Here is a 13160-nt window from a genome sequence, read left to right as displayed (position 1 = left end):
TATTGAACGCAAACACAAAACCTCCAACTCGCCATTAAAAGCGGAGTTAGAGGTTTTCTTGTGTGCCGGTTGCGCTATAATAAAAAAATTGAAAAGAAAAGTAGTCGTATCGGAGTTTGTATCGCTTGATGGTGTTATGGAGGACCCGCATTTGTGGACGTTCGAATTCGGAACCGATGCGCAAAATAATTTCAAATTCAACGAACTTAAAGCAGCCGACGCTCTTCTGCTCGGCCGTGTAACGTATGATGGTTTTGCGGCGGCTTGGCCGAATATGATTGAGCAAACAGGCGAATACGGCCATATGATGAACGACTACCCCAAGTACGTAGTTTCAACAACCCTGGAAGAAGTGGAATGGAACAATTCTTCATTGATCAAAGGCAATCTCGCGGATGAAATAACCAAGTTGAAACAATAGTCCGGTAAGGATATTGTGATTTTCGGCAGCTGTGCTCTTATTCAATCATTGATCCAGCTTGATCTTATCGACGAATATCGGCTTATGGTCTTTCCCGTTGTGCTTGGACGCGGCAAACGTCTCTTCGGCGAGGGGATCGATAAGAAAACGTTGAAACTGGCAGAAACAAAGACGTTCGATACCGGCGTGACTGTTCTTACTTATCAGAAGGTTGATTAATCGTGAACTTGAATAACGGCGGCAGTCCAGAACACAGTAGGTGTTCAGGGCTGCCGCCGATTCTATTTTGCTCAAAGAAGGATTCTTCACCCCTCGTTGATCCCCGAATGAGAGAGCAACATATCAAATGCCACATTGTGTTAAAAATAAAAAGGAAGAAGGTATAACAAACAGAGAGATGAGAATATGAGCAAGTTGAAAGGCAAGGTTGCATTAGTAACGGGCGCAAGCCGAGGGATTGGACGCGGCATTGCGCTGCGCTTGGCGCAAGAGGGCGCAGTCGTAGCCGTTCACTACGTAAAAAACCATGAAGCTGCCGATGAAGTGGTTCGTGAGATACAGTCTAATGGCGGGACGGCATTTAAGATCGGAGCGGATTTCAAATCGGTACAAGGTGTGCACGAGTTGTATGCGGCGTTGGACGTATCGCTTAAAGAACGCACCGGCGGCAATCATTTCGATATCCTTGTTAACAATGCAGGAATCGGCCAAGTTGCAACCATAGAGGAGACGACGGAACAATCCTTCGATGAAGTGTTCAATATTCACGTTAAAGCTCCGCTTTTTCTAATACAGCAAGCTTTGCCGCGTCTGAGAGACGAGGGCCGCATAATCAATATTTCATCGGTTGCTACGCGGATCGCTATGCCTAATCTCTTGGGTTACAGCGTAACGAAAGGCGCTATCAACACGCTGACATTTACCTTAGCCAAGCAACTCGGGGCATGGAATATTACGGTCAATGCTATCTTACCCGGAATCATTGATACGGATATGAATGCGGCAATACTGCAAGACCCGGAGGGGCAGAAATTCGCGGCTGGTCTGTCCGCTTTTGGCAGGTGGGGGCAGCCCGAAGATGTTGCGGATGTAGCCGCTTTTCTTGCCTCGCCTGATAGTCGTTGGGTAACCGGCCAATTGATAGATACAAGCGGAGGATCCCATTTATAAGTCCCACCAACAATAAAGAAGGAGCGGCATCGACGCCGCTCCTTCTTTATTTATCCGCACGGGCTTGCTCCATACGAGTATCATAGCTATCCTTGATTTGTCGGTAAACATCGGTCTCGATGACCGAATCCGGATTTTTCTTCAGCTGCGACATCTTGGTGTTATTCTCCTTCAACTCGTTCCAGTATTCGGACTTGCTCTGCATCAATTCCTGTTCCCGGCGCAGCAGGCTCTGGATACGGGGGTCGCCAGGGTCAAGTCCTTTCAGATCTTGGAGCTTACCGTTCAGCGTCGCGAGTAGAAAGGACAATCGCTTCAGCTTCTTGAGCGTCTCTTCGATTTTCGCATTGAACTGGTCGATCGCTTGCTTAAAGGCGCCGTTCTTCATCCTGAATGTCGCCGATGTGTCCAAGGCACGCTCGGCCGCCTTCCGAACGTCATCGGAAAGGTCGGCGGAGGCGAGAATCTGTTTGTTATACGTATGCCATTCCGCCAATTGACTGCCGAACTTCACTGGATCTGAGCCTGCCTCTGGCGGCTTATTAGCCGACAGCTTCTGCATGACATCTACCATTGAAACGATATCCCGGTAATTCATCGTTTCAAGCCCGCCTGACGACTCGCGAAGAGCGAGTCTATCTGCAACCTCACCAGGGTGCTCCACCGCGATTTGCTTAGCCGCTTTCGCCAAATCAACCAGATGGCTGCGGAATGCCTTTTCGTCGAACAAGTCATCGCCGGAAGAATCGAAGAAATAGTTGAATTGACTGGACAACTGTTCTGCGCTTCCTGCTGTTAATTCGTCGTATACTTGGTCGAGTTGGGTCAGCGACTGCTGTTGATCATCCTTGCCTTCGCTGATGATTTCATTTCGGATTTCGCCGTACTTATCGGCGATAGACACTATGAGCGAAGCCCGATTACCGGAACCGTCAATAGGTGTACGAAACCGCTGCAGAAGATCGTGTTTGGCATTCCCGAGTTGGGAGATGGTCACCGTAGATTGTATATTAGCTGATTGTCCCCCGTCTGGGCTCTGTGCATGTGCTGGTTTCGGGGAAAAAGCCGATAATGCCGGGGAGAGTGTCTGTCCTTGGATTCTCATCGTACAACCGTACCTCCTTGGATAATTATGTAAGGTCTGTGAGGTCTACTACATTTATCGGCAGCTCTGGATAGAAAATTAAGGATTTTACCAAATAGACAGAGGAGAAAACCGGCTGTGAGGATATTATCGTTATACTATTTCTTAGCAGCCCGTGAATGGCATTATCAACGACCGTATGAGCAATCCCCGCAAATTATTGATGGTTGCGGTGCTCGTAGCCCCGGTAATCGGCGTCGGGTTTTACTTTACCGAGAATATCGCCGCAATTACTGCTCTATCCCTCTTATTCGCATGGTTTCAATCTTCCCCCGTACCGCTTGCCGACTCCATCGCGGTTGAAATGGGCAGCCGCGACGGCTTCTCTTTCGGCAGTGTCCGCCTATGGGGTGCGCTCAGCTATTCGCTCGGGGCGTTTGCTACCGGATTTCTCTATGGAAAATACGGATATGAGAATATTTTTCTGTATTACTTGGCGATCAGCTTACTCGTCTTCGTTCTGCTGTTCTGGTTTCCCAAAACGAAACCGATCCACCACAAGATTACGATATTCGAACAAACCAAAGAGGTCTTTGAAAATAAGCCTTTCATGCTGTTCCTCGGAATCAGCCTAGTGATGGTCATGTCGGTCTCCACCAATTTCACCTTTCTTCCGATTTATTATAAGGAAATGGATTTCGACAAAGGTTTGCTTGGCAGCGCCTTTGCGATAGCTGCGATTATCGAAGTCCCGATGTTCTGGGTCGCCGCGAAGCTGAGCCGTACAATCGGAAGGTTCAACCTGCTTTGCCTGTCCGCGGCGATTTACGGCACCAGATGTTTGGTTCTTTTTCTCGTTCATGATGTGTACTTGACGCTTGGCTTGCAGCTGTTGGACGGAATATCGTTCGCCTTTGCGGCAGGCACTTTCGTAGGAGTGGTCCAGAGTTATGCCAGCGAGAAAACGAAGGCCACTTTCCAAACGATCTTCGCGGCCGTCACCTGGGGTTTAGGCGGAATTATCGGGAATGCCGCCGGCGGAGTAATCGTCGATCATATGGGGACACCTTTTCTCTATTTCGTGTTGTTTGGCTTATCCGTAACGGCATCCGCTCTTTTCGCCCTGATGCAGCGTTTCCAAGCTCAAAGAGATGTAGGTTTCTGGTAAGATTTGTCGAATAAAAAGGAAAGGAGAGTGGGGGTCCAAACGATGAACCAAACCAGATACAAAATACTTACGGAGTATGTTCCGAGCGAATGGATTCAAGGCTCGCCGATTGAGATCCTTAAAGGGACTATTCTATTGGATCAATTCGAGGATACAACGGCTCTTCAATTGAAACTATGCAATAATTCCAAGAAGACCATAAACTCAGTACATATCCAGATCGGATGTTACGATGAAACCGGAGAAGCCATCCGCGGCGACAATATCGTCTATTTCGCTTATCAGGATTTGCATATTCCTCCCGGCACTTTTTTCGGTGATCAGCAGTTGGTTATATTGCCGGACAGAAGCGTTCGAAAAGTAGTCGTTATCTTTGTTAAAACAATGTTTGTAGACGGCGTTGTTTTCCCATTTAAAGGTTTGCAAACGCGGAAGTTACCTGTATTAAAAGCTTTGCCGGAATTGGGAAGCGACTTGTTCCGTGAATTGGAACGAATCTTGCCGGAAAACAATCCTTTTGCGAGAACTTTTATCCCCGAGATGTACTCCGATGATACCTGGGCGTGCACTTGCGGCAAAATAAACGAAATAGGCGATTTGCAATGCGTGCGTTGCGGAAGGCAAAGGCTCAAGCAGTTGGAGGTCATGAACGCTTCCTACTTGCAGAAATCTCTGAATATTCTTAAAGAGCAGGCCAGAAAACAGGAAGAAATGGATGCTCTTAATCGGATGAAAAGCGACATAGAGCGCATGAAAGAGAGCAAGAAAGAGCGACGAATCGTGATTTGGATTATGTCGTTCACTGTTCTGATATGCGCAGGGCTCTATGAGTGGTATCAAATCGCAGAGCCGAGATTGCATTATACCAAAGCGCTGCGACAGTTCGAGGCAGGCCAATTTCTGGAAGCCAAGGAGGCTTTCCTGAAGCTTGGCGATTATAAAGATGCAGCGGATCGGGTTAATCAGGCTGAGGATCGGATGAAGCAGGCCGCGGCCCAGATGAAGCAAACCGAATACGAACAGGCGATTGAAGCCCGCAGCAATGGATATTACGTGAGTTCAATCAATGCGTTCGCTTCATTAGGCGAGTATAAAGACAGCAAAGAACAGTGGAAAGAAAGCGTCTTTCAATTTGCAATACATCTGTTACACGATAAGAAATATACGGAAGCGCTAGCTCAATTGGAGATGATTCCCTCTTACAGGGATCATGACGAGGGGCGGCTGGAAATCTTGTATCAGAATGCGGTGGCATCTTTGAAAGCCGGTAATCCTGTAAGCGCAATGACGGTGTTAAAGGGAATTGTAAACTATAAGAATAGCAAGACTCTTATTCTCGAATGCCAATACCGTATTGCGCTGAACCATCATCGTGATCGCAAGGAAATTGCAGAGGCGCGCCAAATGTTTAAACAGCTCGGAAAATACAAAGACTCGGCCAAGCAGTATGAAATCGCGGGCAAAGCGCTGTTGTGGCAAGGAAAATGGTACAAGTTAAAGTATCAGGAATGGTTTCAGGAACGGTCAGGCAAACGCTTAGTATTTAACCGAACATATGGACCCTTTGGCAAGGAGCCGTTTAATGAGTATATGGAAATTGATTTTTATAGCCAAAAGTTGAAACCATACTCCTCAGATTCCAATCTTACTGAAGAGTTTGTGATTTCCGGAAAAAAACTGATCTCCGATTTTCATGGAAGCAAAGAAACTTATACGTTGTCCGGAAATAAGTTGATTTTAAAATCCAACCACTATATCGAAACCTATGTTAGAGAAGACAAAATGAATGAAGTAAAACCGTAGAATAACATATTACAAAATAGTGATATTGTCATTTTAATTATGTTTTGATATGATGAACTCACCGAAAGGAGAGTACTGCCCATATGACAAATGAACTTCCCTTGAATAAGGAAAATATATTAGATGCCGCAGAAATGGTGCTTAGGCGTTACGGACCGGAGAAGACTTCCGTTGTGGACGTAGCTAAAGTGCTTCAAGTGAGCCACGGTACGCTTTATCGGCATTTTGCGAGTAAAGCCTCTTTGCGAGAAGCGGTAACCGAACGATGGCTGCATCGAAGCATCGCCGATCCTTTAGAGGCGATTGTCCTTCAATCCGGGGGTAGTTCCTCCGAGCGTTTACGTAAGTGGTTGGAGGCTTTGATCAGCAGCAAGCGAACTTACGCTGCCGACGATTCTGAGATGTTTGCGATGTATGCCGCAGTCACTTTAGACGCGGTTGAGATGATCCAGTTGCATGTACACCGGCTAATCCTTCAGATCGCAAGGATTATCGATGAAGGAATTCAATCCGGTGAATTCAAGCCCGGACAATCTGAGGTCATTGCAAAAGCTATTTTCATCGCTACCTCGCGTTTCCATCATCCCGCGCATGCCAAAGAATGGGTAGCAGAGAAAACGGATGAGGAATTTGCTGCCGTATGGAACCTGATTCTCTCAGGAATCGCTGCGTCTAAGTGATGAATACTAAGCCAATCTTGTAAACCCTTCTGATCAATAAGATCAGAGGGGTTTAATATTTTAAGGGGAGTTTATAATATTTTAACCTGCAACCAAAAATAAATGACAAAATAATGATTCTGTTAGTTGACATTTGTTTTATGTTCGGAATATAATCAAATCATCAAAGAGAGGAGATGTTGTTGAAATGAAAGGAGGGTTTAAGCGCACTCACACCTCCGGAAGCTGACCCGCATGCCGTTGCCGTCACTGCAACCGACGTTTTCAGCTTAAGCTTATTATTTTCCAATAACCATTTACTTATAAAAGCTCATAGGAGGAATAAACAATGGGAAACAAATTAGCGGGTAAAGTGGCTTTAGTGACTGGTGCATCGAGAGGCATAGGGCGAGAAATTGCCGAGGATTTGGCACGTAGTGGAGCGAAGGTCATCGTTAATTACGCGAGCAGCCCGGACAAAGCAGAGGAAGTCGTGAAAGGAATCAAGCAGCAGGGCGGTGAGGCGCTGGCGATTCAAGCAGACATCAGCAAAGTGGAGGAAGTGGAGATGCTGTTCCAGAAGACGCTGGAGGCATTCGGACAAGTTGACATTCTCGTTAATAACGCTGGCATCATGATCACGAAGCCGATCGGGGCAATGACGGAAGAAGATTTCGACAAGCAGTTCGCTATTAATGTGAAGGGGACTTACTTTGCCATCCAACAAGCGGCAAAGCATATGAGCGAGAACGGTCGCATCATCAACTTCTCGACTTCGGTAAACGGTCAGATGTTCCCGACTTACAGCGCATATGCGGGAACGAAAGGAGCCGTGGAACAGATTACCCGTCAGCTAGCCAAAGAGCTCGGACCGAAAGGGATCACGATTAATGCCGTTGCACCGGGACCTGTTAACACGGAGCTCTTTACGGCCGGGAAGTCCGAGGAGCAAATAAAAGCCATCGGGAATAAGAATTCATTTGGACGCCTAGGTGAACCTGATGATATTTCGAACGTCGTACTGTTCCTAGCTGGTTCGGAATCGCAGTGGGTTACCGGTCAAACCATTCGCGTTAACGGGGGCTTTATTTGAGAATACGCATGACAAATATGCCAAGACAGGCCACTGATGATGTGGTCTTCTTGGCGTATTTTGGTGAAATCAATCTACGTCAGCTAATAATCGATAATCCTTGTCCGAAATTGGGCAGAACAGTAGAATTAGAAAGTACCCTACATATTTCGAATATCATCTACAGGAGGCTGCAAGTGGGAGACAATAGCGAAATGGCCGATCTTGTATGGCGAGTCAGGCAGGGAGACCCGGATGCATATGAAATTTTAGTTAACCGATATCGCTTGGCTGCCCTGTCTTGGGCGCGAGCCATCGTTCGCGATGCCTATTTAGCAGAGGATGTCGTTCAGGAAGCTTTCATTAGAATGAAGGAAAAGATACACGATCTGCAGGACGACCGGAAATTCGCCGCGTGGTTTCGGCTGATGGTGCGCAGACTATCCATCAATTCGATACGCGGTGCATCCCGCAGCAGCGAGTTCGTTACGGAAGAAATAACGGAGACGGAATGGCTGGGACAGGCTGGTACCGATAAGTCGGAAGCGGATGCTTGGGAGGAGCGGGAAGACGGCGAAGATCTTATTCGCAGTTCACTTTACCCGCTTTCGAGACAAGCTCGCGAGGTTTTAAGCGCAAGCGCGTATGACGAAGCGACTCCGGAGGAATTGGCCGTCCGCTTCGGCATAAATAAAAGCAATGTCTACAATATTCTCTCCCGGGCTCGGGTTAAAGCGAATGACGAGAGGTTTCGCAATGAAATCGAACGGTATTTGCAAGATCGGCGAAGGGGAGGGCAGACTGTTGCCCGGTTGCTGAAACCGCCGGTCTATTCCCATCCGTACGCCTTCATCTCCGTTCTGGTCGGTGAAGCGCTTCGCTCAGCCGGGGAGCAGAACTGCTCCTATACGGATTTGATGGGGATATCGGGAGAAGCTTTCCGGTTGAATGTGGCAACAGGCTGTCAATGGCAAGGGATTTCAACGTTCGACTGGAGCTACACGGCTTACCGGACTTTCGAGCGATTGGGAATCGGCGGCACCTGTTTCGGACGGCCCCAACGAAGCGCAATAACACCGGAACAGCAAGTACATATTTTATCCGTCATTCATGAATCCGTTGAACGAGGTATCCCGGCAATCATTCGGAATATGCAGATGAACGAATTCGGTTTCGTATACGGGTATGACGATGAGGCGCAGGAAATCAGGTACCTTGGGTATAATCGTGCGGAACGAACCTATCGGTATGACCAATTGGGTCGCACCGGAGAAAATCAGCCGACATTCATCTTGGGTATACGAGAACGGGTAGCTTCTCCCCAGTCCACTGACGAATCGCTTCGATCCATAGTAGATCACGCCAGGGGAAAGGAACCTCCGTTGGAGGGGTTCGCATTTGGTCTTGATGGCTATCGGCTTTGGCTGGAAGCGGTGGACAATGGCACGCTTGATTTGCATGGACATGCCTATCAAGTCGCTATTCTGGCCGAGGCGCGGCATCAAGCAGCGAACTATTTGCATGAGCTGTCTGATAAGAGCAGCGGCGCCGATCACAAGCGGCAGCTCATTGCGGCGGCGGAGTGTTACGGAAAAGTCGGTGAATCGTTCACTCGTCTTTACCCGAGTTTTCCTTTCGGTTACGGCGGCAGCCATGCGAATCGATTTGCCAAAATACGTGAAGGTTTGCAGGCGGCTTGGAATGCCGAGGCGGAGGGTATATCCATTATTGAATCGATTAACAAACGTCCTTGATAGAAATTTCGGTTACATTGTGTCTATAGATACGAATCTCATTATGAGGAGGAAAAGAAAAATGTCACACCCGATTTTGCCTTTCATACCGGCGGTTTTCGTTCCGGTAAAAGACTTGAAGCGCTCCACGGAATGGTATGCGGATTTGCTTGGACGACAGATTGCTCCTCAACCCGGTCAAGAGGATCACGGCATTTATATTTTCAACCTGGAGGGTACGCAGATTATTCTGGACAGTAATACATGGGGTTCTCCACCTATGATCATGTTCGGCTCAGATGATATTGATGCATCGCATGCTTTCTGTGAAGAACATCCGCATGAGACCGTGACGGACGTTTTCCGAGATGAATTTGTCTCTGTCTTCCATGTTAACTCCCACATGATCTGCCAGACCAATCGCGATCTGGATTTACCGAAAGCGAAGCCGGCACATTCGCTGCTTGGCGGGATGAGCCGAATCTTTATCCATGCCGATAACTTGCAGGATACGATTGGCTGGTATGAGGCATTCGTCGGGAGAAGCACGGAACCGGACGTGAAGTTCGGTGAGCTTCCGTACATTCGGATGGACAGAGGCGCGCACTTGCTTATAGACGACAACCGTCTCAGCCAGTCGCCAAGAAAGTTCTACGAGCAACTCCAGCTGGATATGCGAGTGAATCCGATTGCGATTATCGACACGCCCGATCTTACTGCCGCATTGGACCATGTCCGCTCCAAAGGTGCAGTTGCAGACAAAGGGATCGAGTCACGGCTTGGCGTCCGTTTCTTCTTGTTCCACGACCCGGATGGGAATGCACTGATGGTATGCGAGAAGGTTTCAAGATGATTTTCCAGGTTCCAATCCCTGCAGAATAGCCGACAGCAGACCAGGAAAACGCGTATTCAAATCATTATGCCGAAGAGATATAAACCGTTGAGTTCCCTCTATTCTTGTGTGAGTTACCCCGGATTCTCTAAGCACCTTGTAGTGATGGGAGAGGGTCGAATTGGGAACGTTGATTTCTAGAGCGCCGCACGATTGTTCTCCGATTTCGGCTAATGTCTTGATGATATCGAGCCTTATCTGATCGCTAAGCGCATAAAAAACGGTGGACAGATTGATTTCATTAACATCGGGTTGATAAAGCATTCTCAAGATCGTTCACCTGCCTAAAAAATAATATCGATAGATGAATTGTACCAAAGTGCGTGCTGTTTTTCAATTATTCGAATATATTCGAATTAAAGGTCTGATGCCGTTGGCAACTTGCTGTTTGGTTTTTTCAAATTATCGGACTGCTATTTCTCTTTAGGATTTATAAGTATTTGGTTCAGGTGGTAAGAGACGGTGCTCATGAGTTCGTCTTTGTTTAAGGTTTCTGGGAAAGTTGTGTAATGCACGACTAGACCGTCGACTAGTCCATGGAGCCTCCTAGTCTCATGCTCGGCGTCAATCCCGTCGATGGTCAGTTTCTGGGAAATAAGAAGCTCGATCATGCTGCGAAACCCCGCATAAAGCTCCTCGTGAACCTCGCGGCTCAAAGCGCGGATCTTAGAATCGGAAATGGCCTTCCCCGCGAATGCCAACCAAACTTGGGCTTCCGCGAGCCGTTCCTCATCAAGCGGTGCAAGCTCCGCGATAACCATCTCTATATCGTGGCGGGCTTCCCCGGTAAAAGGAAGATTTTCTATACGTGTTTTTGCCCGTCGAGATATAAGCCTCATTGCATAAGCAAGAAGCTCGTCTTGCGATTGAAAGTAATGCCGCAGTGATCCGAGAGATATTCCCATCTCATCCGCAATACCGCGTACGGATACGCCATCCAGCCCATCCCGACGTATAATGCGCCAAGTAGCTTCGGCAATTTTCTCTTTTCGTTTATCGTGATCCACAATTTTAGGCATGGATTTATTATAGCACGGTTGTATTTTAATACAATCGCGCTATAATAAGGAGATGTCTTTTATAATACAGTTGTCTTAAAAAAGGAAGTGAAGATGATTCCTGCAATTATTATTGGTTGCGAGATCGCATTCTGGGTATTCGTACTGGCAGGATTAGCGTGCCGATACATCTTAAAGCTAAAAAAGACCGGGGCGTTTCTGCTTTACTGCACCCCTGTAGTCGACCTAATTCTCCTTATTGTGACTGTGATCGATTTAAAAGGCGGTACCGAAGCAAGCTTTACTCACGGTCTTGCGGCGGTCTATATCGGAGTGTCGATCGTATACGGTCATTCTATGATCAAGTGGGCAGACGTCCGATTTGCGCATCGGTTCGCCGATGGGCCTCCTCCGCAGAAAAAAGTTAAACAGGGCAAGGAGCATGCACGAAATGAACGAAGGGGTTGGTTTCAGCACCTTCTCGCGTGGGCAATCGGGTGTGCTATCCTGTACGGAATGATAATTATGGTGAACGTGGATAGCCGTACGGAGGGGCTGCAGCAGATGATTCGAAGTTGGTCGATTGTGCTGACCATAGATTTCCTATATAGCTTTAGTTACACTTTATGGCCCCGACAGCAGAAAGATAGGGCATAATCATTTATAAAGGCATGGAAACCTCTCACTAGAGGACTTCATGCTTTTTTTTTTCTTTACTAAGGGAATGATGTTTGATAAAAAATGGCACGATCGTCCATATGTTATTTGCTATGATAGAGCCAGAAACAATCCCAACAAGGGAAGATGGTGAATATGGAAACCATAAAAGCCGTTCAGAATGCGATTGATTATATGGAGGACCACCTCTGCGAACGTATGGAATTGGATCGGATTGCAGAAGCCGCTTATATGTCATTGCCGAATTTGTATCGAGTTTTCTACGCATTAACCGGGCATCCCCTAGTTGAATACATTCGCAAAAGGCGAATCAACCGAGCGGCAGTCGGCCTACGGCATCTTGATAGTCCAATACTGGATATCGCTTTGGAATGCGGGTTTGATTCGTATCGGACCTTTGCGGCCGTGTTTAAGAAAAATACCGGGATGACACCGGGTATGTATCGCAAGACCGATGTGTACTACAGCTTCGAACGAATTTGTTTGTTGGAAAGAGTCGGATATGCGGAAGATCGGGAGCTGTCCCTGCGGTTTTCGGATGTAAAGGTTATACGGGTTTCGCCTATGCGGGTTATTGCCTATCACCATGCCTCGCTTGTGCGCGAAGGCTTAGAGGAAGAAGCTTTCCGAGTATTTTACGAGATGCTTATGAATGCTGGGTTTCAGATGGAAAAGACTCGGATATGGGGATACGACGATCCTGAGCCAAGCGAGAATTCCAAGTTACATCACTATGTAATGATGGCTCCGCTGGAGAATCGCTCTGTTATCGACTATTCGAATGTTGCTGTCATCACGCTTCCTGGCGGGCTTTACGCGGTGAGTAAGGTGCCGGCAGGACCGACCGATTCCATCATCGCGGCATGGAACCGGTTATTGGCCGAATGGTTGCCGCGGAGCAACTTCAAGCTTGGAAACCATCCGTTTGTGGAAGAGTTCCAGCATCACCATGGCCAAGTCAACCGCCTCAAGCTATTGTTACCGGTAACACGAAAGCAAGAGCAGACAACGATCGGGATTTCTGAGCTTCCATCTAAGCGCGTCTTGTCCTTCCGATCAACTGGACTGCACTGTCAATCGGCTGCGGACGATCTAATGACAATATGGCTGATGGAGAACGGGTTGGCGGGAGACCTTAACCGAACTCTATTTATGTCCAATAGCTATGGAATAGCCGAGGGACACGATTCGTGGTATGAACTGGCGATATCGGTTGCGGACAATGACAATAGAATCGCCGATCAGGATATTGGGCGCATGAGTTGGTTGGATGAAGGCCTATATGCACACATGACGACTGACGCTTACGGGGTTATGACTGGCGTGCTCGACATGCTATATGAATGGCTTTCTCAGAATGATGAATATCAATCGGACGATCAGAGAAAGTGGTTTGCAAAATACTCGTCAGTCAATGGGGCGGACGTGGAAAGGTCGGCAAGCGTTACTTGTTATATCCCCGTTCTTAGAAAAATGAATTAG

Annotated in this window: 12 protein-coding genes and 1 pseudogene; 10 read left to right on the top strand and 3 right to left on the bottom strand. The window is 47.5% G+C overall.

Going from position 1 to position 13160, the window contains the following annotated elements:
• Window positions 1–58: 58 nt before the first annotated feature.
• A pseudogene (locus tag K7P76_RS12240) lies at window positions 59–640 on the top strand (dihydrofolate reductase family protein).
• Window positions 641–826: 186 nt separating this feature from the next.
• Window positions 827–1591, top strand: coding sequence for an SDR family oxidoreductase (locus K7P76_RS12235; RefSeq protein ID WP_232185575.1), 765 nt, complete (start codon window positions 827–829; stop codon window positions 1589–1591).
• Window positions 1592–1637: 46 nt separating this feature from the next.
• Here K7P76_RS12235 and K7P76_RS12230 read toward each other — a convergent pair whose 3' ends face one another.
• The gene (locus K7P76_RS12230) at window positions 1638–2696 is read right to left on the bottom strand and encodes a hypothetical protein (protein WP_232185574.1); all 1059 of its coding nucleotides are present in this window, start codon (window positions 2694–2696) and stop codon (window positions 1638–1640) included.
• A gap of 154 nt (window positions 2697–2850) precedes the next feature.
• On the opposite strand from K7P76_RS12230, the gene K7P76_RS12225 reads away from it, so the two are divergent.
• The 6 genes from K7P76_RS12225 (at window position 2851) to K7P76_RS12200 (ending at window position 9963) form a co-directional block, all read left to right on the top strand.
• Window positions 2851–3843, top strand: a complete 993-nt coding sequence (locus K7P76_RS12225; protein ID WP_232185573.1) for an MFS transporter — start codon at window positions 2851–2853, stop codon at window positions 3841–3843.
• A gap of 42 nt (window positions 3844–3885) precedes the next feature.
• Window positions 3886–5646, top strand: a complete 1761-nt coding sequence (locus K7P76_RS12220) for a hypothetical protein (protein ID WP_232185572.1) — start codon at window positions 3886–3888, stop codon at window positions 5644–5646.
• A gap of 83 nt (window positions 5647–5729) precedes the next feature.
• On the top strand, window positions 5730–6326 hold the full coding sequence (locus K7P76_RS12215) for a TetR/AcrR family transcriptional regulator (RefSeq protein WP_232185571.1): 597 nt from the start codon (window positions 5730–5732) through the stop codon (window positions 6324–6326).
• 328 nt (window positions 6327–6654) lie between these two features.
• Window positions 6655–7398 carry an SDR family oxidoreductase gene (locus tag K7P76_RS12210; protein ID WP_232185570.1) on the top strand — a complete coding sequence of 248 codons (744 nt, stop codon included), beginning with the start codon at window positions 6655–6657 and terminating at the stop codon, window positions 7396–7398.
• Window positions 7399–7574: 176 nt separating this feature from the next.
• A complete protein-coding gene (locus K7P76_RS12205; protein ID WP_232185569.1) occupies window positions 7575–9131 on the top strand; it encodes an RNA polymerase sigma factor in 1557 nt (518 codons plus the stop codon).
• Window positions 9132–9192: 61 nt separating this feature from the next.
• Complete coding sequence (locus K7P76_RS12200) at window positions 9193–9963, top strand: VOC family protein (RefSeq protein ID WP_232185568.1); 771 nt, start codon at window positions 9193–9195, stop codon at window positions 9961–9963.
• On the opposite strand, the gene K7P76_RS12195 is transcribed toward K7P76_RS12200, so the two are convergent.
• Complete coding sequence (locus K7P76_RS12195) at window positions 9955–10272, bottom strand: ArsR/SmtB family transcription factor (protein WP_232185567.1); 318 nt, start codon at window positions 10270–10272, stop codon at window positions 9955–9957. The two genes, K7P76_RS12200 and K7P76_RS12195, sit on opposite strands and share 9 nt — an antisense overlap.
• A gap of 143 nt (window positions 10273–10415) precedes the next feature.
• The gene (locus tag K7P76_RS12190; protein WP_232185566.1) at window positions 10416–11021 is read right to left on the bottom strand and encodes a TetR/AcrR family transcriptional regulator; all 606 of its coding nucleotides are present in this window, start codon (window positions 11019–11021) and stop codon (window positions 10416–10418) included.
• A 93-nt stretch (window positions 11022–11114) separates the two neighbouring features.
• Here K7P76_RS12190 and K7P76_RS12185 point away from each other — a divergent pair, with 93 nt between their 5' ends.
• Window positions 11115–11657 carry a hypothetical protein gene (locus K7P76_RS12185; protein ID WP_232185565.1) on the top strand — a complete coding sequence of 181 codons (543 nt, stop codon included), beginning with the start codon at window positions 11115–11117 and terminating at the stop codon, window positions 11655–11657.
• A 156-nt stretch (window positions 11658–11813) separates the two neighbouring features.
• Window positions 11814–13160 (top strand): AraC family transcriptional regulator, encoded by a 1347-nt coding sequence (locus K7P76_RS12180; RefSeq protein WP_232185564.1) that lies wholly within the window; start codon window positions 11814–11816, stop codon window positions 13158–13160.

This window comes from Cohnella silvisoli, assembly GCF_021190915.1.
Classification (GTDB): domain Bacteria; phylum Bacillota; class Bacilli; order Paenibacillales; family Paenibacillaceae; genus Cohnella; species Cohnella silvisoli.
This window is presented reverse-complemented; position numbering and strand designations above follow the sequence as displayed.

Coding starts and splice junctions, on each gene's coding strand:
- K7P76_RS12230 (WP_232185574.1), bottom strand. CDS start 2,696: ATGAGAATCCAAGGACAGACACTCTCCCCGGCATTATCGGCTTTTTCC.
- K7P76_RS12190 (WP_232185566.1), bottom strand. CDS start 11,021: ATGCCTAAAATTGTGGATCACGATAAACGAAAAGAGAAAATTGCCGAA.
- K7P76_RS12235 (WP_232185575.1), top strand. CDS start 827: ATGAGCAAGTTGAAAGGCAAGGTTGCATTAGTAACGGGCGCAAGCCGA.
- K7P76_RS12210 (WP_232185570.1), top strand. CDS start 6,655: ATGGGAAACAAATTAGCGGGTAAAGTGGCTTTAGTGACTGGTGCATCG.
- K7P76_RS12180 (WP_232185564.1), top strand. CDS start 11,814: ATGGAAACCATAAAAGCCGTTCAGAATGCGATTGATTATATGGAGGAC.
- K7P76_RS12215 (WP_232185571.1), top strand. CDS start 5,730: ATGACAAATGAACTTCCCTTGAATAAGGAAAATATATTAGATGCCGCA.
- K7P76_RS12220 (WP_232185572.1), top strand. CDS start 3,886: ATGAACCAAACCAGATACAAAATACTTACGGAGTATGTTCCGAGCGAA.
- K7P76_RS12200 (WP_232185568.1), top strand. CDS start 9,193: ATGTCACACCCGATTTTGCCTTTCATACCGGCGGTTTTCGTTCCGGTA.
- K7P76_RS12185 (WP_232185565.1), top strand. CDS start 11,115: ATGATTCCTGCAATTATTATTGGTTGCGAGATCGCATTCTGGGTATTC.